Annotated in this window: 27 protein-coding genes and 2 tRNA genes; 12 read left to right on the top strand and 17 right to left on the bottom strand. The window is 59.6% G+C overall.

Annotation, left to right across the window (positions count from 1 at the left end; translation table 11 throughout):
- Nucleotides 1-98: 98 nt before the first annotated feature.
- From tsf to B9A97_RS06875, 3 genes are all read right to left on the bottom strand, one after another.
- A complete protein-coding gene (gene tsf, locus B9A97_RS06885) occupies nucleotides 99-1,025 on the bottom strand; it encodes a translation elongation factor Ts (RefSeq protein ID WP_084364291.1) in 927 nt (308 codons plus the stop codon).
- 257 nt (nucleotides 1,026-1,282) lie between these two features.
- Nucleotides 1,283-2,050, bottom strand: a complete 768-nt coding sequence (rpsB, locus tag B9A97_RS06880; RefSeq protein WP_084364290.1) for a 30S ribosomal protein S2 — start codon at nucleotides 2,048-2,050, stop codon at nucleotides 1,283-1,285.
- 177 nt (nucleotides 2,051-2,227) lie between these two features.
- Entirely contained in the window at nucleotides 2,228-3,073 is an 846-nt protein-coding gene (locus B9A97_RS06875; protein WP_084364289.1) for a cell envelope integrity EipB family protein, read from the bottom strand.
- Nucleotides 3,074-3,192: 119 nt separating this feature from the next.
- On the opposite strand from B9A97_RS06875, the gene B9A97_RS06870 reads away from it, so the two are divergent.
- Genes B9A97_RS06870 through B9A97_RS06855 form a run of 4 tightly spaced genes read left to right on the top strand, consistent with a single transcriptional unit; the run spans nucleotide 3,193 to nucleotide 6,043 of the window.
- Nucleotides 3,193-3,663, top strand: a complete 471-nt coding sequence (locus B9A97_RS06870) for a RidA family protein (RefSeq protein WP_084364288.1) — start codon at nucleotides 3,193-3,195, stop codon at nucleotides 3,661-3,663.
- On the top strand, nucleotides 3,660-4,391 hold the full coding sequence (locus tag B9A97_RS06865) for a glycerophosphodiester phosphodiesterase family protein (protein WP_084364287.1): 732 nt from the start codon (nucleotides 3,660-3,662) through the stop codon (nucleotides 4,389-4,391). The genes B9A97_RS06870 and B9A97_RS06865 overlap by 4 nt, the downstream gene beginning before the upstream one ends.
- Complete coding sequence (locus B9A97_RS06860; RefSeq protein ID WP_084364286.1) at nucleotides 4,388-5,569, top strand: GNAT family N-acetyltransferase; 1,182 nt, start codon at nucleotides 4,388-4,390, stop codon at nucleotides 5,567-5,569. Before B9A97_RS06865 ends, B9A97_RS06860 begins: the two co-directional genes overlap by 4 nt.
- Nucleotides 5,570-5,611: 42 nt before the next feature.
- Nucleotides 5,612-6,043, top strand: a complete 432-nt coding sequence (locus B9A97_RS06855) for an HIT family protein (protein WP_084364285.1) — start codon at nucleotides 5,612-5,614, stop codon at nucleotides 6,041-6,043.
- 10 nt (nucleotides 6,044-6,053) lie between these two features.
- Here B9A97_RS06855 and B9A97_RS06850 read toward each other — a convergent pair whose 3' ends face one another.
- The 7 genes from B9A97_RS06850 to cysE all read right to left on the bottom strand — a co-directional run bounded on the left by B9A97_RS06850 (nucleotide 6,054) and on the right by cysE (nucleotide 12,073).
- Nucleotides 6,054-6,389, bottom strand: coding sequence for an AzlD domain-containing protein (locus B9A97_RS06850; protein WP_084364284.1), 336 nt, complete (start codon nucleotides 6,387-6,389; stop codon nucleotides 6,054-6,056).
- Entirely contained in the window at nucleotides 6,386-7,144 is a 759-nt protein-coding gene (locus B9A97_RS06845) for an AzlC family ABC transporter permease (RefSeq protein ID WP_084364457.1), read from the bottom strand. The genes B9A97_RS06850 and B9A97_RS06845 overlap by 4 nt, the downstream gene beginning before the upstream one ends.
- Nucleotides 7,145-7,214: 70 nt before the next feature.
- Entirely contained in the window at nucleotides 7,215-9,701 is a 2,487-nt protein-coding gene (gene clpA / locus B9A97_RS06840; protein ID WP_084364283.1) for an ATP-dependent Clp protease ATP-binding subunit ClpA, read from the bottom strand.
- A 10-nt stretch (nucleotides 9,702-9,711) separates the two neighbouring features.
- The gene (gene clpS, locus B9A97_RS06835; protein WP_084364282.1) at nucleotides 9,712-10,059 is read right to left on the bottom strand and encodes an ATP-dependent Clp protease adapter ClpS; all 348 of its coding nucleotides are present in this window, start codon (nucleotides 10,057-10,059) and stop codon (nucleotides 9,712-9,714) included.
- 298 nt (nucleotides 10,060-10,357) lie between these two features.
- A complete protein-coding gene (locus B9A97_RS06830; RefSeq protein ID WP_084364281.1) occupies nucleotides 10,358-10,720 on the bottom strand; it encodes a phasin family protein in 363 nt (120 codons plus the stop codon).
- A gap of 191 nt (nucleotides 10,721-10,911) precedes the next feature.
- Nucleotides 10,912-11,115 carry a DUF3126 family protein gene (locus B9A97_RS06825; RefSeq protein WP_084364280.1) on the bottom strand — a complete coding sequence of 68 codons (204 nt, stop codon included), beginning with the start codon at nucleotides 11,113-11,115 and terminating at the stop codon, nucleotides 10,912-10,914.
- A 133-nt stretch (nucleotides 11,116-11,248) separates the two neighbouring features.
- A complete protein-coding gene (gene cysE, locus B9A97_RS06820) occupies nucleotides 11,249-12,073 on the bottom strand; it encodes a serine O-acetyltransferase (protein WP_084364279.1) in 825 nt (274 codons plus the stop codon).
- 72 nt (nucleotides 12,074-12,145) lie between these two features.
- On the opposite strand from cysE, the gene B9A97_RS06815 reads away from it, so the two are divergent.
- Nucleotides 12,146-12,949 carry an enoyl-CoA hydratase-related protein gene (locus tag B9A97_RS06815; RefSeq protein ID WP_084364456.1) on the top strand — a complete coding sequence of 268 codons (804 nt, stop codon included), beginning with the start codon at nucleotides 12,146-12,148 and terminating at the stop codon, nucleotides 12,947-12,949.
- A 181-nt stretch (nucleotides 12,950-13,130) separates the two neighbouring features.
- Nucleotides 13,131-13,838 (top strand): peptidoglycan-binding protein, encoded by a 708-nt coding sequence (locus B9A97_RS06810; protein WP_179145238.1) that lies wholly within the window; start codon nucleotides 13,131-13,133, stop codon nucleotides 13,836-13,838.
- A gap of 38 nt (nucleotides 13,839-13,876) precedes the next feature.
- Here B9A97_RS06810 and B9A97_RS06805 read toward each other — a convergent pair whose 3' ends face one another.
- Entirely contained in the window at nucleotides 13,877-14,662 is a 786-nt protein-coding gene (locus tag B9A97_RS06805) for an alpha/beta fold hydrolase (RefSeq protein WP_084364455.1), read from the bottom strand.
- Between the two features lie 211 nt (nucleotides 14,663-14,873).
- On the opposite strand from B9A97_RS06805, the gene B9A97_RS06800 reads away from it, so the two are divergent.
- The gene (locus B9A97_RS06800; protein ID WP_084364277.1) at nucleotides 14,874-15,122 is read left to right on the top strand and encodes a zinc-finger domain-containing protein; all 249 of its coding nucleotides are present in this window, start codon (nucleotides 14,874-14,876) and stop codon (nucleotides 15,120-15,122) included.
- Nucleotides 15,123-15,151: 29 nt separating this feature from the next.
- Nucleotides 15,152-16,321, top strand: coding sequence for an FAD-dependent monooxygenase (locus B9A97_RS06795; RefSeq protein ID WP_084364276.1), 1,170 nt, complete (start codon nucleotides 15,152-15,154; stop codon nucleotides 16,319-16,321).
- A 57-nt stretch (nucleotides 16,322-16,378) separates the two neighbouring features.
- Here the strand turns inward: B9A97_RS06795 and B9A97_RS06790 are convergent, their stop codons facing one another.
- Nucleotides 16,379-17,569 carry a cystathionine beta-lyase gene (locus B9A97_RS06790; protein ID WP_084364275.1) on the bottom strand — a complete coding sequence of 397 codons (1,191 nt, stop codon included), beginning with the start codon at nucleotides 17,567-17,569 and terminating at the stop codon, nucleotides 16,379-16,381.
- Nucleotides 17,570-17,941: 372 nt separating this feature from the next.
- Between B9A97_RS06790 and B9A97_RS06785 the strand changes: the two genes are divergently transcribed.
- The 4 genes from B9A97_RS06785 (at nucleotide 17,942) to B9A97_RS06770 (ending at nucleotide 22,632) form a co-directional block, all read left to right on the top strand.
- Nucleotides 17,942-18,967: an amino acid ABC transporter substrate-binding protein gene (locus B9A97_RS06785; protein WP_084364274.1), complete on the top strand. Its 1,026-nt coding sequence runs from the start codon at nucleotides 17,942-17,944 to the stop codon at nucleotides 18,965-18,967.
- Between the two features lie 99 nt (nucleotides 18,968-19,066).
- Nucleotides 19,067-20,260 (top strand): amino acid ABC transporter permease, encoded by a 1,194-nt coding sequence (locus B9A97_RS06780; RefSeq protein ID WP_084364273.1) that lies wholly within the window; start codon nucleotides 19,067-19,069, stop codon nucleotides 20,258-20,260.
- A gap of 3 nt (nucleotides 20,261-20,263) precedes the next feature.
- Nucleotides 20,264-21,838: an amino acid ABC transporter permease gene (locus B9A97_RS30125; RefSeq protein WP_084364272.1), complete on the top strand. Its 1,575-nt coding sequence runs from the start codon at nucleotides 20,264-20,266 to the stop codon at nucleotides 21,836-21,838.
- Nucleotides 21,839-21,858: 20 nt separating this feature from the next.
- Nucleotides 21,859-22,632: an amino acid ABC transporter ATP-binding protein gene (locus B9A97_RS06770; protein ID WP_084364271.1), complete on the top strand. Its 774-nt coding sequence runs from the start codon at nucleotides 21,859-21,861 to the stop codon at nucleotides 22,630-22,632.
- Between the two features lie 68 nt (nucleotides 22,633-22,700).
- Here B9A97_RS06770 and B9A97_RS06765 read toward each other — a convergent pair whose 3' ends face one another.
- The 5 genes from B9A97_RS06765 to B9A97_RS06745 form a co-directional block, all read right to left on the bottom strand.
- Nucleotides 22,701-23,360 carry a hypothetical protein gene (locus B9A97_RS06765; protein WP_143530357.1) on the bottom strand — a complete coding sequence of 220 codons (660 nt, stop codon included), beginning with the start codon at nucleotides 23,358-23,360 and terminating at the stop codon, nucleotides 22,701-22,703.
- Nucleotides 23,361-23,714: 354 nt separating this feature from the next.
- Nucleotides 23,715-23,791: transfer RNA gene (locus tag B9A97_RS06760), tRNA-Arg, on the bottom strand.
- Between the two features lie 81 nt (nucleotides 23,792-23,872).
- Entirely contained in the window at nucleotides 23,873-24,178 is a 306-nt protein-coding gene (locus B9A97_RS06755) for an ETC complex I subunit (RefSeq protein WP_084364269.1), read from the bottom strand.
- 414 nt (nucleotides 24,179-24,592) lie between these two features.
- Nucleotides 24,593-24,669: transfer RNA gene (locus tag B9A97_RS06750), tRNA-Pro, on the bottom strand.
- 88 nt (nucleotides 24,670-24,757) lie between these two features.
- Complete coding sequence (locus B9A97_RS06745; RefSeq protein ID WP_084364268.1) at nucleotides 24,758-25,237, bottom strand: DUF192 domain-containing protein; 480 nt, start codon at nucleotides 25,235-25,237, stop codon at nucleotides 24,758-24,760.
- Nucleotide 25,238 lies beyond the last annotated feature (1 nt).

The raw sequence follows: 25,238 nt of genomic DNA, 5'->3' as shown, positions 1-25,238 counted from the left end.
TCAGCTCCTCAGATGTAATTGCAAGGCGGATACACGAAGGGCACCGCGTTGTCACGCGATGCCCCATACCTTTTCACGGCAAGATCAGGAGATGCCGATCAGCCCTTGGCGACAGCAGCGACCTCGGCTGCGAAATCGCTTTCTTCCTTTTCGATGCCTTCGCCGAGCAGCAGGCGGGCCATGCCGACGACTTCGATCGGGGCGCCCACTTCCTTTTCAGCTTCCTTGACGGCAGCGCCGACGGTCAGGTCGGGGTTGATGACGAAGGCCTGCGAGAGAAGGGCAACTTCTTCGAAGAACTTACGCATGCGGCCTTCCACCATCTTTTCGATGATGTTGTCCGGCTTGCCGGAAGCGCGGGACTGCTCGATGAACACGTTGCGTTCGCGTTCTGCAACGGCTGCATCGACTTCGTCGGCGCGGATTGCGAGCGGGTTGGTGGCAGCGATGTGCATCGCGACCTGACGGCCGATCGCGTTCAGCGCTTCCTTGTTGCCGGTCGACTTCAGCGCGACCAGAACGCCGAGCTTGCCGAGACCGTCGGATACCGCATTGTGGATATAGGTTGCGACCACGCCGTCTTCGACGGACAGCAGGGTGGCGCGACGCAGCGTCATGTTTTCGCCGATCGTGGCAATCGCATCCTTGATGGTGTCGGATACGGGCTTGCCCGATGCCGGGTAGGTGGCAGCAGCAATGGCGTCAACCGATCCATCGGTCGACAGCGCTACGGAGGCGATGCCGCGGACGAGATCCTGGAACGCGTCGTTACGAGCAACGAAGTCGGTTTCGGAGTTGACTTCGACCACGACGGCCTTGGTGCCCGCGCCGGCAATGCCGATCAGGCCTTCGGCTGCGGTGCGGCCGGACTTCTTGTCGGCCTTGGCAATGCCCTTGGCGCGCAGCCAGTCGATGGCGGCTTCGATGTCGCCGTTGTTTTCGGTCAGCGCCTTCTTGCAGTCCATCATGCCCGCGCCAGACTTTTCGCGCAGTTCCTTAACCAGTGCAGCAGTGATTTCAGCCATTGTTTGCCTCTTATCGTTTCACGCGACGCAACCGGGATCTACCCGGTCCGCGCCTGTTTGGGCACGACTTGTACCCGTAAATATGACAGCGTGATGAAGCGAGATCATCACGAAATTCCTTCACGGCCATCCGCTGCGCTGAGCGACATGCGGCGGCCGCCTGAACGAAAACCGGCCGCCAACCCGTTTGGCTGAGTGGCGGCCGTTCGTTATTCCTACACCTGACAGGCCGCGCATTCGTTCGCGGCCGAAAAAGATCAGGCGCCTGCTTCTTCTTCGAGCGCCGGCTCGAGCATCGCGTCGGCCGAAGCGCCGAGATCGCGGCCCGAAGCGCCCTGCTGGCGTGCGATGCCGTCGATGGCAGCGCGTGCGATCAGGTCGCAATACAGCGAGATAGCGCGCGAGGCGTCGTCGTTACCCGGGATCGGGTAGTCAATGAGGTCCGGATCGCAGTTCGAGTCGATGATCGCAACGACCGGAATGCCAAGGCGCTTGGCTTCGTCGATGGCGATCTTTTCCTTGTTGGTGTCGATGATGAACATCAGGTCCGGCGTGCCGCCCATGTCACGGATACCGCCGAGGGCCTTTTCAAGCTTCTCGCGCTCACGCTCGAGGTTCAGGCGTTCCTTCTTGGTGAAGCCCGAAGCATCCGAGTTCAGGATCTCGTCGAGCTTGCGCAGACGCTGGATCGAGTTCGAAATGGTCTTCCAGTTCGTCATCATGCCGCCGAGCCAGCGGGAGTTAACGTAGTACTGTGCCGAGCGCTTGGCGGAATCAGCGATGATTTCCGAAGCCTGGCGCTTGGTGCCGACGAACAGAACACGGCCGCCGCGAGCAACGGTGTCAGACACGACCTGAAGGGCGCGCGACAGCATAGGAACGGTCTGGGCCAGGTCGATGATGTGGATGTTAGAACGATCGCCGAAAATATACGGCTTCATCTTCGGGTTCCAGCGATGAGTCTGGTGGCCGAAGTGAACGCCAGCTTCCAAAAGCTGACGCATGCTGAAATCGGGCAATGCCATGCCTTGTAGTCTCCTGTTTCCGGTTTAACCCCCGCGAAGCAAACAGCACATCTGATGTGCCACCGGCGGAACCGACCGGATTTCTCCCGGTCCATCCCAAGCTTCGCGTGTGGAATGGTGGTGCCCATATCCCCGATTCCTCGGGAAATCAAGGCCATTCTTGTAATTTAGCGGGTGTCAGGGCTTGGCTTTCGCCTGGTTGCAGTCGCCCGTCCCCAGGATCTCAAGCTTGCTCAGCCGCCCCGTGAGGACGAAGTCGCCGTAATCGAGCGTGAGATCGCGCGTAACGCCGTTCTCATACAGCTTGAAAGACTGGGTGTAGACCGGGACCACGTCGCCAGTGGTGCTCTCGTCGAAATAGGCGATCGATACCGGCCAGTAGCTGGCATTGGCGAGATCGCCGGCCTTGGCGGCATCAGCGTCGCCGGCTTCCGGCTTTTGCGCGTTGCCGACGATCGTCGTCGTCAGATAGGTCTCGTCGCCATTTTCCGAACCGTCGAAGATACGGGCCTCGAACAGCTTCTTGCCCTTGCGCGCATTTTCGATGACTTCAAGCATGTGTGACGCCGGAAAGCGGCTGCTCGCCAGTTCCAACTCCCGCGGCTCCGGCTCGGACAGCTCAATCGAGACATTGCCGTCCTGCTCCTCGGCCGTCCCGCTGACGTCCTTGTCCAGCTTGTCATCGGTGAAGGACTTCGTCTCAAAGCGGAACAGTCCAGCCGTGAGATCTTCGAAGGTGAGGCTCTGCTGATCGGTGACGCGCACCTGCTCACCCGTATCGATGCGGGTCACGAAACGGAAATTGGTGGTATAGCCGGCGCATTCGGATCCGTTGAACTCATAGACCATGCGACCGCGCATGCCCTCAATCCCGGATCGCTCCGAAGCCTCCTTGAGTTCGATGTCGTAGATTGCACGGTGTGGTGCAAGCGCACCGGCGGCTGCGGCATTGGCGCTGGCGGCGGCCAGACCGGTCGTTGCGGCCCAGGCGGCGATGGCAGCGGCAAGGCTCGAGCGATACATGCAATTCCTCCTGTTGGACTCGCTGCCGATGCTATAAGAACAGTCCCGGCAAAAACGAGGCACCTCGTGTCTTGAATGCAGGATTTTTTGTGACTTTACAATAAACGCAGGAAAGCAAAATGTCTGACGTTATCGAAAGCCGGCTGAAGGAGCTTGGCATCGTCCTCCCGCAGGCTGCGGCACCGGCGGCCAATTATGTACCATATGTGATCTCGGGCAACCTTCTTTTCCTGTCGGGGCAGTTGCCGATGGAAGACGGCAAGGTCGCAGTGACCGGCCTTGCCGGGACCGATGTCGACCTGGCCGCTGCACAACGGGCCGCGGAACTCTGCGCCATCAACATTCTGGCCCAGGCAAAATCGGCGCTCTCGGGCGATCTCGGACGCATCACCAGGGTGGTGAAGCTCAATGGCTTCATCGCTTCAGCGCCTGACTTTACCAGCCAGCATCTCGTGATGAACGGGGCTTCCAATCTGATCGCCAATGTCCTGGGCGAGGCGGGCAAGCATGCGCGCGCCGCGGTCGGCATGGCCTCCCTGCCCCTCAATGCGACTGTCGAGATCGACGCCGTCCTGGAGATCGCGCTGTGAGCACTGCCGATTGGATTGTCGAACTGCCGGTCGCCCATCGCGGCTATCACGACATGAACAAGTCCGTCTGGGAAAACACGCTTGCCGCCTTCGAGCGAGCGGCGGAGGCTGGTTTCGCCATCGAATGCGATATCCAGCTGTCGTCCGACAGCGTGCCCATGGTGTTCCATGACCATGACTTGCAGCGCCTGTGCGGACTGACCGGCGAGGTGCGTGAGCGCACGGCATCGGAGCTCGGCCTCTTGTCTGTCGGCGGCACTTCGGAACGCATTCCAACGCTCAAGAAGATGCTCTCGCTGGTTAGGGGTCGCGTGCCCCTGGTGATCGAACTCAAGGGTATCGATGCAGAGCAGGACGACGGCTTTGTCGAGAGCGTGCTGGAGGTTCTCGAAGGCTATGAGGGCAAGGTCGCCCTGATGAGCTTCGACTATCACCTGCTGCGAGCCCTCAAGCTTGCCGGTTGCCCCTACCCCGTCGGCCTGACGGCCATGGGCGATAAGCCGGAAGAGTTTGCCGCCCATCAGGAAGCCATGGCACTAGGGCTCGACTTTATCTCCTATTACGTCGCTCACCTGCCGAACGCGTTCATCACCGAGCAGCAAAACAAGGGGGTTCGGATCATTACCTGGACCGTGAGGGATGAAATCGCCCGGGCGCAGACCTATAAATATGCAGAGCAGATGACGTTCGAGGGATTCGATCCAAGGGAGAGCCAGCCGGCCGCATGACAGGCGATGTGACAATCCGAGTAGAACAGTCGTTTTCCAGGATCGCGCCCGAGATGTGGGCGCGACTTGCCGGCGCAGATGCAACTGCCGGCGGTGAATACCATCCCTTTCTGTCCCATGCATTCCTGTCTTCGCTCGAAGAATCAGGCTCCGCCACGGCGCAGACCGGCTGGCTCGGGCATCACCTGATCCTGGAAGATGCCTCCGGCAGTTTGCTCGGTGCCATGCCTTGCTACCTCAAGAACCACAGCCGTGGAGAATATGTATTCGACGGCGGCTGGGCTGACGCCTTCGAGCGGGCCGGCGGGCGATACTATCCGAAGCTCCAGTGCTCCGTGCCCTTCACGCCTGCCACCGGTCCGCGATTGCTGGTTGCCCGCGGCCAGGATGAGCCTGCAATAAAGGGACTGCTGGCGGGTGGCCTGCGGCAGGTGACACGCGAGTTGGATGTTTCGTCCGCCCATGTCACCTTCCTGCCGGAAGATGAACTACCCATCTTCGAGGAAACCGGCTATCTGCACCGGACCGACCAGCAGTTTCATTTCATCAATGACGGCTATGCCGACCACGATGCCTTCCTGGAGACTTTGGCGTCGCGCAAGCGCAAGGGCCTGAAGAAGGAGCGACGGGCCGCGCTGGAAAACGGGATCACCGTGGACTGGCTGACCGGCAAGGACCTGACTGAAGACATCTGGGACCAGTTCTTTGCCTTCTACATGGATACCGGCAGCCGCAAATGGGGCCGCCCCTATCTGACACGACAGTTTTATTCGCTGATCGGCGAGCGTATGCCCAATGACATCCTTCTCGTCATGGCAAAGCGCGATGGCCGATATATCGCCGGCGCGATCAATTTTATCGGTTCGGAGGCGCTCTACGGTCGCCACTGGGGCTGTATTGAGGATCACCCCTTCCTGCATTTCGAGGTCTGCTATCACCAGGCGATCGATTTCGCCTTGTCGCGGGGCTTGAAGCGGGTAGAGGCCGGCGCGCAGGGCGAACACAAGCTGGCGCGCGGCTACCTGCCGGTGACAACCCATTCGGCGCATTACATCGCCCATGCCGGCCTGCGCCGGGCGATCGACGACTATCTGCAGCGGGAGCGGGAGGAGGTCGAACGGATGGGCGGGCACCTCTCCGAACACAGCCCGTTCCGCAAAGGCGAGCGGCAGGATTGACGCCGCTGCCTGACCATCACCAGAATGACTTGGGAGACAGACATGACCACAGCGGCCTATGATCCGAACAACATCTTCGCGAAAATCCTGAAAGGCGAGATTCCCTCCGTCAAGCTTTACGAGGATGACCACACCCTCGCCTTCATGGACGTCATGCCGCAGGCGCCAGGGCATCTTCTCGTCATTCCCAAGACGGGCTCCCGCAACATGCTGGATGCCGATCCCGCGGTCCTGGCGAAGCTAATTCCGGTCGTGCAGAAGATGGCGGTCGCGGCAAAAGAAGCCTTCGAGGCGGATGGGATCTACATCGCCCAGTTCAACGAGCCGGCGGCCGGCCAGACCGTCTTCCACCTGCATTTCCACGTCATCCCGCGTCACGAAGGCCAGCCGTTGAAGCCGCATACCGGCGGCATGGAAAGCATCGACGTGCTGAAGGCCAATGCCGAGAAGATTAAGGCGGCGATGGACGAGTAATCATTGGCGATCAGCTCAAGGCCAGCAGGCCTGCAATGAGCAAGGCCATGGAAACGACGACGCCGACGGCCACTTTTTGGCCGGCGGCGAGAAATGCCAGAAAGCCAAGGCCCGCCGCACCGAGTCGCAGCCAGAGCGGAGAGCTTTCCAACATGCCGCTGGGAAAGACGATCAGCTTGGCCGTCACGGCCATCACCAGCGACGTGGCAACCGCCCTGACCCAACGCAAAGCCTCTGACTCCTCGTCAAGCCGGTTTCCGGCGACAACCCCAAGATAGCGCCATAAATCCGTAGCAAGCCAGCCACCGATGGCAATCACGACAAAGGGCCAGTAGTCCGCCATCATGGGGATTTCTCCGCTGTCAAATCAGTGGCGGCACGGCGCTGGCGAATGGCGCGGTCGATGAGATAGGCGACCGTTCCTCCGCCAATGCCGGCCACCAGAATATCTAAGCCCGGCATGACCAGTGTCAGCACCGGACCACCCACGGCCCCGATCACAAATGCAAGCTTCAACAGGGGTTGGCGCGATGTCGCCCAGATCGAAGCGACGAAATAGACGGGCGTCAGGAAAAACAGGGCACCGGCGATCAGCGGCGGAAAGCTCGCCACAAGGCCGTAGCAGATACCAACCAGAACCGTATTGACCAGCGTCAGCGTGATCCCGAAACCCGCGAAGTAACGCACGCGATGCTCCCGCGGCACATCGGCTATGTGCTGCATGGTGAAGACCCATGCGGTGATCGCGACAAAATGCGACAGGATCAGCAAGACCCAGGTCGGCGTGCGTTCGGTCCTGATTTCGGGGACCAAGGATGCGACCATAGGCATCATGCGGATGGACGACAGCGATACGGCGATGAAGATCGCCAGCAGAGACGCGCCGCTCGCCATCATGCCGGTGAGGATCATCTTCGCCGGGAGAGCCCAGACGGCCATGGTCATCACCATGGCCTGGGTCCGGGTGAGACCCGATTCGAGTGCGAAGGCGCTGAAGCCGACGAACGAGACCATCAGGATAAAGGCTGGAAGCGAAAAGATTCCGCGAAGACCCGCAAGATACCAGTAATAAGGACTGTGGTCGTGTTGGACGGAGGTCATCGGCAGTCCGGCATTGAAAACGAAGATGCCGGGCTTTCGCCCGGCATCGTTGCGGCCTGGATGCAGGCCATCACTTCTTCTTCGGCACCCGCGGAACGGCGCTGCGCCGCTTCGGGGTCTCATCCTCAGGCGCCTGTTCCGGAGCCGCGGCGACGGCGGGTTTCGCCGCACGTTTCGGCTTGGCCGCGACAACAGGCGCCTCTTCGACACCATCGGCGGCCACGAGTTCTGCTTCCGGCTTCGGCTTGACCGGAGCGACATCCGAGAGCGCCTCGAGGTCCAGCACCTCCTTGCCCTCGTCATCGGTCTTGGTGCCGACCTTGACCACGCCCCCCTTCTTCAGCTTGCCGAAGAGGATCTCGTTGGCGAGCGGCTTCTTAATGTGCTCCTGGATGACGCGCGCCAGCGGACGGGCGCCCATCTTCTCGTCATAGCCGTTCTTCGACAACCAGGCGACAGCCGCCTCGCTCAGATCGAAGGTGACGTTGCGTTCGGAAAGCTGCGCTTCCAGCTGCATGACGAACTTCTGCACGACCTTGTGGATGACTTCGGTCGGCAGCGGAGCGAATGCGATCGTCGCGTCGAGACGGTTGCGGAATTCGGGCGTGAACAGCCGGTTCAGCGCCTCCTCGTCTTCGCCGGTACGCTTGGACGAGCCGAAGCCGATAGCGGACTTGGCCATTTCCGACGCGCCCGCATTGGTCGTCATGATCAGGATGACGTTGCGGAAGTCGATCTTCTTGCCGTTGTGGTCGGTTAGCGAGCCATGGTCCATGACCTGCAGCAGGATATTGTAGATATCCGGATGCGCCTTCTCGATTTCGTCCAGCAGCACAACGCTATGCGGATGCTGGTCGACACCGTCTGTTAACAGGCCGCCCTGGTCGAAGCCGACATAGCCGGGAGGAGCACCGAGCAGGCGCGAGACGGTGTGCCGCTCCATGTATTCCGACATGTCGAAGCGCAGCATCTCGACGCCGAGCGAAGCGGCCAACTGCTTGGCAACTTCGGTCTTGCCCACACCGGTGGGGCCGGAGAAGACATAGCAACCGATCGGCTTGTTCGGCTCGCGAAGACCGGCACGGGCCAGCTTGATCGAGGTCGACAGGGCCTCGATCGCCTTGTCCTGGCCATAGACGACCGAACGCAGCTCCTTTTCCAGGTTGGCGAGAACCATCTCGTCATCCTTGGAAACGGTCTTGGCCGGAATGCGGGCCATGGTGGCGATCGTCGCCTCGATCTCTTTCTCAGTGATCAGCTTGCGACGCTTGGACGCCGGCAGCAGCATCTGGGCCGCACCGGTTTCGTCGATCACGTCGATCGCCTTATCCGGCAGCTTGCGGTCAGAGATGTAGCGCGCCGACAGCTCAACCGCCGACTTGATCGCCTCGTTGGAATACCGCAGCTTGTGGTAATCCTCGAAATAGGGCTTCAGGCCCTTCATGATCTCGATGGCATCCTCGATCGAGGGCTCGTTGACGTCGATCTTCTGGAAGCGACGAACGAGAGCACGATCCTTCTCAAAGAACTGGCGGTATTCCTTGTAGGTGGTCGAGCCGATGCAGCGAATCTGCCCGGAGGACAACGCCGGCTTCAGCAGGTTCGATGCGTCCATGGCGCCGCCCGAGGTCGCGCCGGCACCGATGACGGTGTGGATCTCGTCGATGAACAGCACGGCGCCGGGATATTCCTCGAGTTCCTTCACCACCTGCTTCAGGCGCTCCTCGAAGTCACCACGATAGCGGGTACCGGCGAGCAGCGTGCCCATGTCGAGCGAGAAGATCGTGGCATCAGCGAGCGCCTCGGGCACCTTGCCTTCGATGATCCGCTTGGCCAGACCTTCGGCGATCGCCGTCTTGCCGACGCCGGGATCACCCACGTAAAGCGGGTTGTTCTTCGAACGGCGGCACAGGACCTGGATGGTCCGGTTGACCTCGCTATGGCGCCCGATCAGCGGATCGATGCGGCCGTTGCGAGCCTTTTCGTTGAGATTGACGCAGTAGGCCTTGAGCGCATCCTGCTGCTTCTTGGCCGATCCCTCTTCCTGGTCGCGGGACTGCTTGGGCTCGGCTTCGCCGTCCTCCGCACCCCGGGGCGAACGGACCTGGGACGATCCCGGCCGTTTGCCGATGCCGTGGGAGATATAGTTGACGGCATCATAGCGCGTCATTTCCTGCTCCTGCAGGAAAAAGGCCGCATGGCTCTCGCGCTCGGCGAAGATCGCAACGAGCACATTGGCGCCCGTAACCTCTTCGCGGCCGGACGACTGGACGTGGATCACCGCTCTCTGGATGACCCGCTGGAAGCCCGAGGTGGGCTTGGAATCCTCGTCATATCCGGTCACGAGATTGGCCAGTTCATTATCGACATAGTCGCTGACCGTCTTGCGCAAGACATCCAGATTGACATTGCACGCACCCATCACGGCCGCTGCGTCAGCGTCGTCGATCAGCGCGAGCAGCAAATGCTCCAGCGTTGCGTATTCATGATGCCTCTCGTTGGCAAAGGTCAGTGCCTGGTGCAGTGCCTTTTCGAGGCTGGGAGAAAATGTTGGCACGGTCAGTTCCTCACTTCTTTTCCATCACACATTGCAGCGGGTGTTCGTGCTGCCTGGCGAAATCCATAACCTGGCTTACCTTGGTCTCGGCGACCTCGTAGGTAAACACGCCGCATTCGCCCACGCCGTGATTGTGGACATGAAGCATGATGCGTGTCGCCGCTTCCCGATCCTTTTGAAAGAAACGCTCCAGGATGTGGATCACGAATTCCATGGGCGTATAATCATCGTTCAGAAGCAATACGCGATAAAGATTGGGCTTCTTCGTTTTAGACTTGGTACGGGTGATGACTGAGGTACCACGGCCGGTGTTATCCCCGTCACCCTGTTGTTGCATCACGATCGGCGTTGCGATCATTTCACTCTTTCTCTCTCACGGTCCGGACCGCAGACGCGGACGATAGTTCCGGACATCAAGCCCATTAAGGTAGTTCATTGTTTGCGGATTTTAAGGCCCTTGCAGCACAGTGCAAACAGATTTGAGAGGCAACGTCTTCAAATCTTCAAAAAGGGCAAGCCTGGGGAAGGCCACGAGAGGCGCGATGGCCGCCAGGTCATGAAAAGCGATGGAGTGGGAAGCAAAAAACCGGCCGCGAGAACGCGACCGGCCAAATCAGGCGGCTGATTTTGTCTTCAGGCGGAGACCGGCCTGCCGATTACTGCATGACCGACTGGGTCGGTGCCGGCGCCATGGAAGAGGCCTTTGCCATGCCGGCCTCGTAAGGCTTGTAGGCAGTCTTGGCCAGTTCGGCATACATCTCGCTCATCTTCGTGGCTTCGCTGACGAAGCTCTCATAAGAGCTCTTCATGAACGAGGACTGCAGTTCGAACGCGCTTTCGATGCTCTTCACGCCGGACAGCTGCTCCATGAAAGACGCCATGTCCTGAAACGACTTCTTGGAGTATTCGGAGGCTTCCGCCGCGATCGCCTGGTATCCCTTCGCGACCTCGGCATAGTTCTTCAGCATCGCGTCGATGGCCTCTTTGCTCTTCTTGCTGGCGTCGTCGAAATTGAACATGTCACCGGTCCTTCTGGTTAGATTACATGCAATCTTAACTAGCAGCTGCACAATTTTTGTCAAGTAGTATTGTGCATTGCAAAACAATCACAGGTTTATTTAAAGTTATAAAAAAAGCCGACCTGGCTTAGGTCGGCCCGCGAAATATTTGATATTTCGAAAATATATCAGACCGGGTGCAACTCCCGGCTTTAGAGATCCACGTCCAGGATCGCCATGGAAAAATTATAGGACAGATCGCCGTCTTCCTCGTCCTTGAAGACCACGCCCAGAAATTCATCGCCCATGTATACTTCAGCCGAGTCGTCCTTGCGGGGCCGGGCCTTGACGACCATCTGCGCGTTGAACATGCGCTTGAAGTAAGCGTCGAGTTTTTTGATTTCGTCAGGCTTCACGGCTTTTCTCCATACGATTCAGTTGGCGCCGCTTTTGGCACGGGCATGACCGGCATGTAAAGGCGAATGGCTTTGAAAGGCGCGGCGAATCGCCGCCACGCCCTCGCCCCGACGGCCGGGCCGACGTCAATAATCAGTCGTCAGAGCGAAGGATTTGATCCATGGAGCGCGACGGCTCGGCGCATCCCGCCTCACCCACGACCCGGGCGGGCACACCTGCTACGGTTGACCCCTTGGGCACCGGCTTCAGCACGACGGAGCCTGCGGCAACGCGAGAGCAGCAACCGATCTCGATATTGCCGAGCACCTTCGCCCCTGCGCCGATCAGCACACCATCACCAATCTTGGGATGGCGGTCGCTGCCCTCCTTGCCGGTGCCACCCAGGGTGACACCGTGCAGGATCGAGACATTGTCGCCGATGCGCGCGGTTTCGCCCACCACGAGCCCGGTGGCGTGATCGAGGAAAATTCCCCTGCCGATGCGGGCTGCCGGGTTGATATCCGTCTGGAACACGCTCGACGACCTGCTCTGCAGATACAGAGCAAAGTCGCGCCGTCCCTGGCCAAGCAGCCAATGCGCCAGCCTATGCGTCTGGATCGCGTGGAATCCCTTGAAATACAGGACCGCGTCGAGGAAGCGCGTGCAGGCAGGATCGCGATCATAGACCGCCTGGATATCGACCCGCAGCACCGTGCTCCATTCCGGCCAGTCGGCCAGCATCTCCTGGAAGGCTTGCCGCAGAAGGCTGGCCTGGACATCCTGATGGTCGAGACGCTCGCAGATGCGGTAGATGACGCTGTCTTCCAGCGAGCGATGATTGAGCACCGTCGAATACAGGAAGGCCGCGAGTATCGGATCGCTCTCGGCGGCGACCCGCGCTTCCTGGCGCAGGCTATGCCAGATCGGGTCCATCGGCTTCACATGCTCCGAGACAAGCAGCTCGTTTTTTGCGACCATCGGAGGTCTCCTCGTTCTATCATCATCTTTATATATAGCATCCGCTGACCAACATAAATGGGCCATTTCCTGATGACAAATTCACGCGATTTCGCAGCCGGCGGCATTCATGCCGCATGCGGCGACGGCTTGGGCATGCTGACCATCGACAACCAGCCGCGCCGCAACGCACTGACGGCTGCCATGTGGCGCGCCATTCCCGACGCCGTCACCTGGCTCATCGGCGAGGCCGGCGCGCGGGTGATCGTGCTTGCAGGCGCCGGCGGACGAGACTTCAGCGCCGGCGCCGATATCTCGGAATTCGCCCAGGTTCGAAAAGACACCGAATCCGCCCGCATCTATGAGGCCGAGAACAGCGCCGCCTTCGCAGCGCTGCGGCAGGCGAGAGTGCCGGTGATTGCTGCCGTGAGAGGCATTTGCTACGGCGGCGGCCTTGGCCTTGCCGCGGCCTGCGACCTCAGGCTTGGCACCGCCTCCGCCACGTTTGCCGTGCCCGCCGCGCGGCTCGGCCTCGCCTACCCTGCCGACGCCATCCAGGACTTTTACGAGAGCTTGGGGCCGCAGATGGCGCGGCAGATGCTGTTCACCGGCGCGCCGGTCGGTGCCCAGGCGCTGTTGGCAAATGGCTTCCTGCTCGACGTCACAGAAGATGGCGCGCTTGATGGTGCCGCCTTCTCGCTTGCCGATACCATCGCGGCGAATGCGCCACTCTCCGTTCAGGCAGCCAAGCTTGCGCTGCGGGCGGTCGCCCAACAGGACGCCGATCTGTTGCGAGAGGCCGATATCGTCGGATCCTCCACATTCGACAGCCGGGATTATGCAGAGGGGCGCGCCGCCTTTGCCGAGCGGCGAAAGCCGATATTCGAAGGAAGATAACCTTTAAGTAGCGTATATTATTTTTAGTTATCATAGGTTGTATTTCCGCTGAAATTGACCTAGCGTTCCATGGTTCATCATTTCCGAATGGGGGAGAGCCATGAGTTGGATAAGCGACACCGTGCGACTGAGCAATCGCGCAGGGCTTAACGGTTCTATTGAGCCGCTTTCGAACAATCTCATGCTGCGCGTGTTGGGAAGCCCGCGCGGCAATTACGACCAGGAATGCCGGCCCGTCACCAATGGCCGAATCAGAAACCTGATCGTGACCGAAGATGTCGGCCCATTTCGTGTCACCGGCTTGAAGCCGGTCGTCGAAAAACTTCGCGCGGCACTGGCAGATGTGAAGCAAAAGGAGCCGGAATGCTACAATGCACTGGGCAGTGCCGGCATGCTGTGCACGCGCTACGTGCGTGGCAGCAAGACGTCTATCAGCAACCACTCCTGGGGATGCGCGATCGATTTTACCCTTGAAGGCAAGCTCGATACGCGAGGCGACGACAAGGCGCAGAAGGGTCTTATCCGCATGCACCCCATATTCAATAGCCACGATTTCTTCTGGGGGGCGGCTTTCAAAACGGAAGACGCCATGCATTTCGAAATTAGCCGCCAGCAGATGTTGAAGTGGAACGAGGAGGGTGTGTTCGGCGACCCCGTTGCACTTCATGAGGAAGCACGACTCGTTGCCCTAGGAGATCGTGGGCCTCAAGTGGAGTGGATCCAGGAGCGATTGAACCTCGTTCTGGGGCTCGATGTCGAGGAAGACGGCATATTTGGCGCGGCCACCCGTGCGTCCGTCATCCAGTTCCAGAGGCACGCGGGCATCCGGCCAGACGGCGTTGCAACCAATGACACCATGGAGGCACTCAGAAGAGCATCACCGCAATAGCCGCGGATCGAACACCCAACTTCAGAGGCAAATTGGCATCACGCTTGCTCGTTGGCGGCCAAGAACTCCAGCGCCGCACGCTTGAACACCCGGTCGCCGACGGCCAGCATGTGGTCACGGCCGGGTATGTCGATCGCGGTGGCATTCTGCATCAGGGCCGCCAGTTCCTGCGGCGAGCCGGCAATGTCGTCCTTGGTGCCGACGCCGATCAATGTGGGTTGGTCGATGCGGGCCACCTGCTCGCGGCTGACAAGCAAGCGCGATGTCTGGATGCAGGCTGCCAGCGCAAATCGATCGCTGCGCGTCTGATCTGCGAAAGCCCTGAACATGCGGCCACGCGCATGGGTGACATCATCGAGTGACGGCGCCAGCAAGGCCTCGGCGATCGGGTCCCAATCACCGACGCCGTCGCAGAGACCAATCCCCAACCCGCCGAAGATCAGCGAGCGCACCCGCTCGGGATGCTCAAGCGCAAGAAAGGCCGAAATCCGCGCGCCCATGCTGTAGCCCATCACATGGGCTCGATCGATGCCGAGATGCGACAGGAGTGCTGCGGCATCGGCCGCCATCAAGGGCGGATAATAGGCTTCTGCGTCATGCGGGCGGTCGCTATTGCCATGGCCGCGGTTGTCGATCGCGATCACCCGGAAACCGGCATCGCCGAGGGTCTTGACCCAGCCGGGATGTACCCAGTTCACGACGGCGGTCGATGCAAAGCCGTGGATCAGCAGGATCGGGGCACCCGACGGATCGCCCTCGTCGAAATAGGCCAGTTGCAAACCGTCGTGAAAGAACAGGGAAAAGGGCGGGGCATTCAGGTTCATCATATCCATCCCGGGCGCTACTCTCGCTCAACGCCATGTTGGGCACCGCACATAGACGACGGCGCCGGATTTGCCGCACCTTAGGCAAGGCAAGGGTCGCGTCAAAGGTCCATCCATAAGATTTCTGTGATTTCCCGAGGTGTTTGGCACTACACATTTTCAGGCAACGGGGCTAAGGTCCGCGCAAATTGCACGCAGTCGGAGATCACCCATGGCCGGACATCATTCCATTCCGCACTTTCAGAACGATGGCGGACATCGCCTCATCGAGATCGGCGTGCGGGAATTCATGTGCACCGGCGCATCCCAGCCTTTCGATCATCCGCATATCTTCATCGATATGGGCCATGATGACGAGAAGGTCTGCTCCTATTGCTCGACCCTCTACCGCTACAATCCTTCCCTGAAGGCCGACCAGACAAATCCGGCCGGCTGCGTCTTCCTGTCGAAGGTGGCTTAAACGAAGCCTAGAACGGATCGGCATCTTCCATGCCCGTTACATCCGCCGTGGTGGTCGGCGCCGGCATTGCCGGCCTTTCGACCGCATTGTCGCTGGCCCATCACGGGATTCATGCCGACATCCTGGAGCAGGCTCCGCAGTTGGGCGAAGTGGGCGCCGGTCTGCAACTTTCACCGAATGCTTCGCGCGTTTTGCAGGCCCTCGGCGTTCTCCAGGACATCGAGGCCCACTGGCGTCGGCCTGACTATATCAATCTCGCCTCCGGCCTTAGCCTGAAGACGCTCGCGGCCGTACCCGCCGGCTCGTTTGCGGAGAATCGCTGGGGCGCTCCCTATGGGGTGCTTCATCGCTCGACGCTGCAGCAGTCCCTGTTGTCGGTAGTGCTGAAGAACCCGCTGATACGCCTGCATCTCGGCACCCGAATCGAGGATGCCGGGCGCAAGCAGCTTGCCGAACTCGTCGGGCACTCACCCGACGTCGTGATTGGCGCTGACGGCGTGTGGTCACGGACGCGCATCATGATACCGGGGGCGCCGGAGGTCTCGTTCTCCGGAAATGTCGCCTGGCGCTTCACGCTGCCGGCCAAGGGGGGACCCGGCTTCCTGGATCCGGCCAACGTCACGGCTTATCTTGGGCCGAACTGCCATCTGGTCGCCTATCCACTGCGCGAGATCAGCGGCTACAATATCGTGGCCATCAGTGCCGGAGTGAGCCCCGGAGAGACCTGGTCCGCCACCGGAACGGAGGCCCAGAAGGCCCTTCTGGCGCGCGCCTTCGCGGGCTGGCACCCGTCCCTGCAGTCGATGATCGCATCAGCGCCTGCGCTGAACTACTGGCCGCTATTCCAGGCGGGACCGGGTCAATGGCATGGCGGCGGAGACACGGTTCTGGTCGGCGATGCGGCCCATGCGATGATGCCGTTTTCGGCCCAAGGGGCTGCGATGGCGATCGAGGATGGTTTCGACCTGGCGGCGCTCCTTGCGCATCATCCGCTGCAGACTGCGCTCGACCGGTACCAGAGCCTTCGACAGGCGCGAGCGGCGCGGGTGCGGCAGCGCGGTGCCTTCAACAAGTTTGTCTATCACGCGCGCGGCCCGATCCGCATGGGCCGCGATCTCGTGCTGGCGCTGCGGCCACCGCAAAGCCTGGCCAGCGATCTCGACTGGCTCTATGGCTACCGCGCCGGCGAACAGGTTTAAATACTTCGGGCACAACCGGCGTCACAGGAACGCCGGCTGCCGTTCGTCAATTGAGACTTAGATTGCTGCCGCTGCGGCAAAACCCGCCTCCAGGTCAGCGAGCAGGTCCGGCACGTCCTCCAGGCCGATCTGCAGACGGATAACCGGGCCTTCGCTCGGCGCCTTACAGATCGTGCGGTCGTCGAGATTGACCATCACGGCCAGGCTCTCATAGCCACCCCAGGAATAGCCCAGCCCGAAAACGGACAGTGCATTCAGGAACGCCCGCGCCTTCGGCTTGAATTTCGCCGGCTCATCGGCCGCCAATACGAAAGAGAAGATGCCGCTTGCGCCCTTGAAGTCACGCTTCCAGATGTCGTGGCCGGGAAAGCTCGGCAAGGCCGGATGAAGGACGCGGGCAACACCATCCCTGCCCTCAAGCCATTCGGCCACTGCCAGGGCCGCCTTCTGGTGGGCGTCGAGCCTGAGGCCCATGGTGCGCAGACCGCGCAGGATCTGGTAGCTGTCATCGGGCGCGCCACAGATGCCGAGCGTGATATTGGCTTCGCTGAGCTTCTCCCAATGCGCAGCATTGGCAGAGACTGTGCCCATCAGGATGTCGGAATGGCCCGACGGATATTTCGTCGCCGCATGCATGGAAATGTCGACACCGAAATCCAGCGGCTTGAAATACAGCGGCGTCGCCCAGGTATTGTCCATGGTCACCACGCAGCCATGGCGGTGCGCGATATCGGAAATCGCCCTGATATCCTGCATTTCAAAGGTGTTGGAGCCTGGCGCCTCGGTGTGAACCAATTTGGTATTGGGTTTTATCAAGGTCTCGATGCCGGCGCCGATCGCGGGATCGTAATATTCGACTGTCACGCCGAGTCGCTTCAACATCGTGTCGCAGAAATTCCGGCAGGGCGAATAGACCGAATCGACGATCAGCGCGTGGTCGCCTGCGGACAGGAAGGCCAGGAACGGAACCGTTATGGCTGCAAGACCCGAGGGCACGAGGATCGTGCCGGCAGAACCTTCCAGCGCATCGATCGCCGCGCAAAGCGCATCCGTGGTCGGCGTGCCACGCGTGCCGTAGGTGTATTTCTGCCGACGGGACTCCATGGTTTCGACATCGGGAAACAAGACCGTTGAGGCATGCACTACCGGCGGATTGACGAAACCATGATATGCGAAGGGATCATGGCCAAGGTGGCACAACCTGGTGTTCGTGCCGGCGCCGGCCAGCATTGTCTCTCTGTCTTTCATGGGGGGTGGGAGCCTTTCCTGCGACTGCGATACCCGATTTCTGACCGTTGGCCGGGTTGCGGTCAAGCCCCTCGCCCAGGTCATGGCGGACGGATAAAACATCTCAAGGACGATATCCAAAGCGTTTCGGGAGATGATTTTTTCGGCAAATCCCTGCACTCACGAATGATTTATGCCTCATTTTGCAGCCGAATGAGCAAATTGCCAATTTTTGGCGCAATTATTCGGGTCGAGACTTGACCCTGTTGCCATTTAAGACTGTGATAGCCCTTGTCCGCGCCGGGAGGTCGGCGGGCCGGCGAGGCGACGGGAGCCATCCCGCGCAGGAGAAATCGCCGCGATCACAAGAAAACAGACAAAAGGTTGGGAAAAATGAACAACAAGTTTCTGTCAGTCGCGATTGGCGCAGCAGTCCTGGGCTTTGGCTCGGCTGCATCGGCTGCCACGCTCGACGACGTAAAGGCCAAGGGCTTCGTTCAGTGCGTTGTCAACACCGGTCTTGCCGGCTTTGCCGCTCCGGATGCTTCCGGCAACTGGTCTGGCTTCGACGTCGACTACTGCAAGGCCGTGGCTGCTGCGATCTTCGCCGACGGCACGAAGGTGAAGTACACGCCCACCACGGGCCAGACCCGTTTCCCGGCCCTTCAGTCGGGTGAAGGCGACGTTCTCTTCCGCAACACCACCTGGACCATCAGCCGCGACACCGCGCTGGGCTTCAACTTCCGCACCGTCAACTATTATGACGGCCAGGGCTTCATGGTTCCGAAGAGCCTCAACGTAAAGTCCGCTCTGGAGCTGTCCGGCGCTGCCGTCTGCGTTCAGTCCGGCACGACGACCGAACTCAACCTCGCCGACTACTTCAAGGCCAACAACCTGGAATACAAGCCGGTCGTTTTCGAAAAGTTCGAAGAAGTCAACGCTGCCTACGCCGCTGGCCGTTGCGACGTCTACACCACCGACCAGTCCGGCCTTTATTCGGTCCGCCTGAACCTGACCAACCCCGACGATCACATCGTTCTGCCGGAAATCATCTCCAAGGAGCCGCTTGGCCCGGCCGTCCGCCAGGGTGACGACCAGTGGTTCGATATCGTGAGCTGGACCCACTACGCGCTGATCCAGGCAGAAGAATTCGGCATCACCCAGGCCAATATCGACGAGATCAAGGCCTCGACCACCAACCCCGATATCAAGCGCTTCCTCGGCACCGAGGCTGATACCAAGATCGGTACCGACCTTGGCCTGACCAACGACTGGGCCTACAACATCATCAAGGCCGTCGGCAATTACGGCGAAATTTTTGAGCGTAACATCGGCACGAACAGCCCGCTCAAGATCCAGCGCGGCCTGAATGCGCTGTGGTCCAAGGGTGGCCTGCAATACGCACCGCCGATCCGCTAAGCGATCGTCGAAAATTTGCCGGGGCGATCCGTCGCCCCGGCCCCATAACAAAAAAGACAAGCAGAATAAGGTCCGCAAAGGACCACAGGGGATTGGCCAATGACTGACCATGCCTTAGCCGCGCCAGCGGAACGGGGGACTATTACCAGCTATATCTACAACCCGACGGCACGCGCTATCTTCTTTCAGGTGCTGACGGCCCTGCTGACCGTGCTTTTCGTGCTCTGGATCGCGGGCAACACCGCTGACAACCTCGCACGCTCCGGAACAGCGTCCGGATACGGCTTCATCAACAGCCGCGCCGGCTTCGACATCGGCCAGTCGATGATCGAATATACCAGCGACTCCACCTATGGACGCGCGCTGGTCGTCGGCTTCCTCAACACCTTGCTCGTTGCCGTTACCGGTATCATCACCGCAACGATCATCGGCTTTATCATCGGCATCGGCAGGCTTTCCAGCAACTGGCTGATTGCCCGGCTGTGCACCGTTTATGTCGAAGTCTTCCGCAATATCCCGGTGCTGCTCGTCATCTTCTTCTGGTATTCGGGCGTGCTGAGCACCCTGCCCCAGGTGCGCGAATCGCTGGATCTGCCGCTCGGCATGTTCCTGAACAACCGAGGCCTCGCTGTTCCCAAGCCGATCTGGGGCGATGGCGCCATCGCGCTGCCGGTAGCTCTCCTGATCGGGATCGTGCTTGCCATTGTCGTCGCGCGCTGGGCCAAGGCCAGGCAGATGGCGACCGGCCAGCAGTTTCCGACGGTCTGGGCTTCGCTCGGCCTGATCATCGGTTTTCCGCTGATCGTATTTGCGCTGGTCGGTTGGCCGCTGTCGTTCAACTATCCCGAACTCGGCCGATTCAACCTCGCCGGCGGTGCGGTTCTCGGGCCGGAATTCGTCGCGCTCTATCTTGCACTCTCCTTTTACACGGCGTCCTTCATTGCCGAAACAATCCGCGCCGGCATCAGGGGCGTGCCCAAGGGACAAAGCGAGGCATCCGCGGCGCTTGGCCTGCAGCCGAGCCAGGCGACACGACTTGTCGTCGTGCCCCAGGCCATGCGCATCATCATTCCGCCGCTCACCAGCCAGTATCTGAACCTGACGAAAAACTCCTCGCTTGCCGCCGCGATTGGCTTTCCCGATCTCGTGGCAACCGGCGGAACGACCCTGAACCAGACCGGTCAGGCGATCGAGGTCGTCTCGATCTGGATGGTCGTCTATCTCTCGATCAGCCTGGCGACATCGGGCTTCATGAACTGGTTCAATGCCAAGATGGCCCTGGTGGAGCGATAAAACATGGCGCGTGACATCACTTACGTTCGCCAGGACATGCTGGCGCCAAAACCCGCCCCGGTCAGCCAGGGTACGGTGACCGGCTGGATCCGGTCCAACCTGCTCGCCACGCCCAAGGACGTGGTGCTGACCTTCATAGCGGTTGCCCTGCTGCTCTGGACGGTGCCGGGCATACTCAACTGGCTCTTCATCCAGGCAAGCTGGGTCGGCTCCGACCGCTCGGTTTGCGCCACGATCCCGCAGGGAGGCATCCAGCCGGAAGGCTGGAGCGGCGCCTGCTGGGCTTTCGTTGAAGAGCGTTTCGGCCAGTTCATCTTTGGCCGCTATCCCCTTGAAGAACGCTGGCGGCCAATGCTGGTCGGCATCATGTTCATCGCCCTGCTGATGCCGATGCTGATCCCGAAGGTGCCGAACAAGGGCCTAAGCGCTGGCCTACTGTTTGTAGCATTCCCTATATTGTCTGTATTCCTGCTGATGGGCGGAATGGCTTTACCATTCGCAGCAATCGGTTTTGCGGCCTGGGTCATCAATCTGGCAGTATGGCTTTTGGCCGTATTGGTGTACTATATTGCCGCTGCGCCACTGGGTTTGGTCAATTCAGCTTTGTGGCTTCTTTCGTTCTTCACTCAGATAGATCAGACAGGCTGGCAACTAACTCAAGGCATGCTTGAGGGATTTGCGGCGCTTGTTTCGCACCCATTGTATTTCCTGTCGTCATCGATAGAGAGCGTTCGAGAACTAACCGAACAGGGAATCGGATCACGCGCCTCGTTTTGGGTTGACTACGCATTGACGGGGTCTGTGATTTTACTCATCGGTCTTCGCGCTGCTGGAAGGTTGTCGCTGCAGACTATTTTGGTCGTGCTTTTGTTCGGCCTTTTCGTCTTCTTCACCGGTATAGATACGGACTTACTTACCAAGGTCGAAACCCCGCTCTGGGGTGGCCTGATGGTGACGCTGGTGCTGTCTTTCGTCGGCATCGCGGTTTCCTTGCCGCTCGGCATCCTGCTGGCGCTGGGTCGGCGATCCAATCTGCCAGTCATCAAGATGCTGTGCGTCACTTTCATCGAGGTGGTGCGTGGCGTGCCGCTGATCACCGTGCTGTTCATGGCAAACGTGATGCTGCCGTTGTTCCTGCCGACCGGCTGGACCATCGACAACTTCCTGCGCGCGCTTGTCGGGGTTGCTCTGTTCGCCTCCGCTTACATGGCCGAGGTCATCCGTGGCGGTCTGCAGGCCATTCCGAAGGGGCAGTATGAAGGTGCCGATTCGCTCGGTCTCGGCTATTGGCAGACGACGCGGTTGATCATCCTGCCGCAGGCGATCAAGCTCGTCATCCCCGGCATCGTCAACACCTTCATCGGCCTGTTTAAGGATACGTCGTTGGTGTCGATCATCGGCATGTTTGACCTGCTCGGCATCGTGCAATTGAACTTCCGCGATGCGAATTGGATCACGCCGGTCACCCCGATCACGGGCCTGATCTTCGCGGGCTTCCTGTTCTGGCTCTTCTGCTTCGGCATGTCGCGCTACTCGGCGTTCATGGAACGCCATCTCGACACCGGACACAAACGATAAGAATTTTCGAGGTAACTCCTATGGCTGAAGCACAGGCTGCAAAAATGACCGTCTCGGACACCGATGTCGCGGTCGAAATCATTGGCATGAACAAGTGGTACGGCGACTTCCACGTTCTGCGCGACATCAACCTCAAGGTGATGAAGGGCGAGCGTATCGTCATCGCCGGCCCCTCAGGCTCTGGCAAATCGACGATGATCCGCTGCATCAACCGACTTGAGGAGCATCAGTCGGGCACGATCATCGTCGACAAGATCGAACTGACGAACGACCTGAAGAAGATCGACGAAGTGCGCCGCGAGGTCGGCATGGTGTTCCAGCACTTCAACCTCTTCCCGCATCTGACCATCCTGGAAAACTGCACGCTTGCGCCCATCTGGGTCCGCAAGATGTCGAAGAAGGATGCCGAAGAAGTGGCCATGCACTTCCTCAAGCGCGTCAAGATCCCGGAACAGGCAAACAAATATCCGGGCCAGCTTTCAGGCGGCCAGCAGCAGCGCGTGGCGATCGCCCGTTCTCTGTGCATGAAGCCGAAGATCATGCTGTTCGACGAACCGACATCGGCGCTCGACCCCGAAATGGTCAAGGAAGTGCTCGACACCATGGTTGGGCTGGCCGAGGAAGGCATGACCATGCTCTGCGTCACCCACGAAATGGGCTTTGCTCGTCAGGTCGCCAACCGGGTCATTTTCATGGACCAGGGCCAGATCGTCGAGCAGAATTCACCGGCAGAATTCTTCGACAATCCGCAGCACGAGCGCACGCGCCTGTTCCTCAGCCAGATCCTGCACTGATCGGCTGACTTGTTCTGCTGAAACAGGCACCCGCGGATGCTGGCGCCTGTTTTGATTCTGGAATGGCGTCACCAGGAGAGGAAATAGCGCGCGTCGATACGGGCACTGTTCTTGGTGGCATTGTGATTGAAATCTGCGCTGATACGGAAGTCGCTCAGCAACTGCCGCTCGATGCGCAGTTGGGCTGTAGGGCCTCGTTGATCGCTCGCAAGGGTCGTCGTCGCCTGCAGCGACGTCTTCGGCGCTATATCATCCACGATCAGGGTTTGGCTTCCCCGCAACACGCCCATCGTCCGATCCGGGCCAGCGTTTAAGCCCGTCGTCACGCTTTGGCGGAGCTCGAGCTCGAAGTCTTGCCCCACCGATAGGGGACGGCTGCGCCGCCATGTGACCGCGGCATCACCATGATCCGCAGCCTGGCCGGCCGTCAGTTCAAGCGAACGACGAAAAACCTCTGAATCATCCGGATTTCTGATGCCCGTGGTGACGCGCAGAGGAAGCTCGCCAAGCCTACCGTCGTCCGAACCTGAAAGTCCAACCTTGACCCGCGTTCGAACAGGGATGTCGTCGCCCAGACGCACGGTCCAGTTCAAATTGTAGGCGCGGTCTCCATTTCGGCTCGCATCGAAAGTCAAGGGCGAGGGAACAGAAAGGTCGCCGCTAAGGGCAGACGTTGGGACTGCCAGTAAGACGAGGACGCTGAGAACAGTGCCTGAGGATCGCGTCATGGCTTGCTCCTTCGAAGTCTGAGGCGCTGCACCAGCGCAACCGGAGGATCGGAGGTAAAACCTAAAGCGTGTCGCGATCTTTCAGATTCGCTTGCCACGCTTTAGTCTCTTGTTTTTCAGCATGTCGTGATCGCAAAACCGCTGCACACTTTTGCGCGACATGCTGTAGGGCCCATCAATCAGCGGAGTCTAGTTCGGCTCTTGTGCATCGCACAACAACAAATTTCATCGCAGCACGGTCGCTTCGGCCGGTATTGCAAGAAAGACTCGGGTGAAGAATGTAAACGGCATCGAAAAAGCCGTAAACGGCGTCGTGGCGCCTCGCTTGTGAGACCAGTAATCTACTGAAAATATTGGCGACCCCTGCAGGACTCGAACCTGCGACAACCTGCTTAGAAGGCAGGTGCTCTATCCAGCTGAGCTAAGGGGCCGGATCATGGACGATCCTTGCTGTCTGCAGATCGCGCGGAAAAATGTTATTCTTGCCGCCCGCACCGCCAAGTTTTGTCCAGTCAGTGTGTCCAGGGCTGCATCCGGTTGAAACGGAAATTATCCGTATAGGACAATGCCTTCCTTGTCGCTTCCTTCGGCGGGATCACCCGATACTCGATGTTATTGCGTTGCGCATAGGCTTCCGCCAGTTCCTGCGTCTCGAAGGTCAGCTTCACCTGTTGGCGGGTGTCGCCTGACGTAGTGTAACCCATCACGGGATCGATTTTTCGCGGCTCGGACTGATCAAACTCCAGAACCCAAAGATGCGTCTTGGCCTTGCCGGACTGCATGGCCGTCTTTGCCGGACGATAGATCTTTGCAGACATAGACATCTGATCCCAGTTATTGCTACAACCTGAAAGGACGTTGGCTTGAGCAAACCGGATGGCTTCGGAAAGTCCACACGTCCTTGAATAACGACGCAATTCCGAGCGAAATAATCACCCGGGATCGATAGCCTGATATAACCGCCCGCAACGGAATCCGCAACTCGTCAAATAGAGCTTCAAAGGGAAATGCGGTGGTCGATGCGAGCGAAATTCCGTTACGGAGGGCTGAGCAACGCCTGCGGGGATCTGATCTCGAGGTTCCCGTGATTGTCTAAACTCGACAAGCGCACATCAAGAACCCCGCAAATCCGCTGCGGTCGCATATTCGCTCAGAGGATAGATTTTGGGATGAGTTTTCGTCGGCCTAGACAATCAAATGACCGCCTAATGGCCGCAGGCTTCTGAAAAAAATGGTCGGAGTGGAGAGATTCGAACTCCCGACCCTCTGGTCCCAAACCAGATGCGCTACCAGACTGCGCTACACTCCGAACCGGTAATGACGGCCCGAATACACTGAACCTTCATGCGCCGCAACAGCAAAATTCCGGTTATCCAACCTCGTTCTGGCTGAAAATCCTATTTTGCCTCGGCGACAGTGATCTTGGCGCCGGGAGAAATGCCCAATGCGCGTGAGCGGCCAGCATTCACCTCCAGCACGAAGCGGACCGGGCCTCTCGATTCGATGATGGCATCAGAGAATGGCGTGGTGTTCTCAGCGATATGGGTCACGGTGCCGTCTTCTGTGATAAAGATCATGTCTAGCGGCAAAGGCGTATTGCGCATCCACATGGTCACCAGCCGTGTCTGGCCGAAATCGAAGAACATGCCCTGGTTTGGGCCGAGATCGGTCCTGTTCATCAGTCCCTGGGTGCGGGCCTCCATAGTCGCAGCGATCTCGACCGCGAAAATGTGAGACGCGCCTGACGGTGTGACGATCCGCACCTGGCCACGCGGAAACTTGACATCCGCCGACATGCCTGCGGTTACCGCCGCGAATACCAATACTAGAGACAAAAAAAGCGCCGATATAGCGCTTTTGAAGGACGAAATTTTCATA

Origin of the sequence: Rhizobium sp. RU36D (genome assembly GCF_900176345.1) — a bacterium.
Taxonomy (GTDB): Bacteria; Pseudomonadota; Alphaproteobacteria; order Rhizobiales; family Rhizobiaceae; genus Allorhizobium.
Note: the sequence above shows the minus strand (reverse complement) of the source record. Positions and strands in the feature narration are given on the sequence as shown.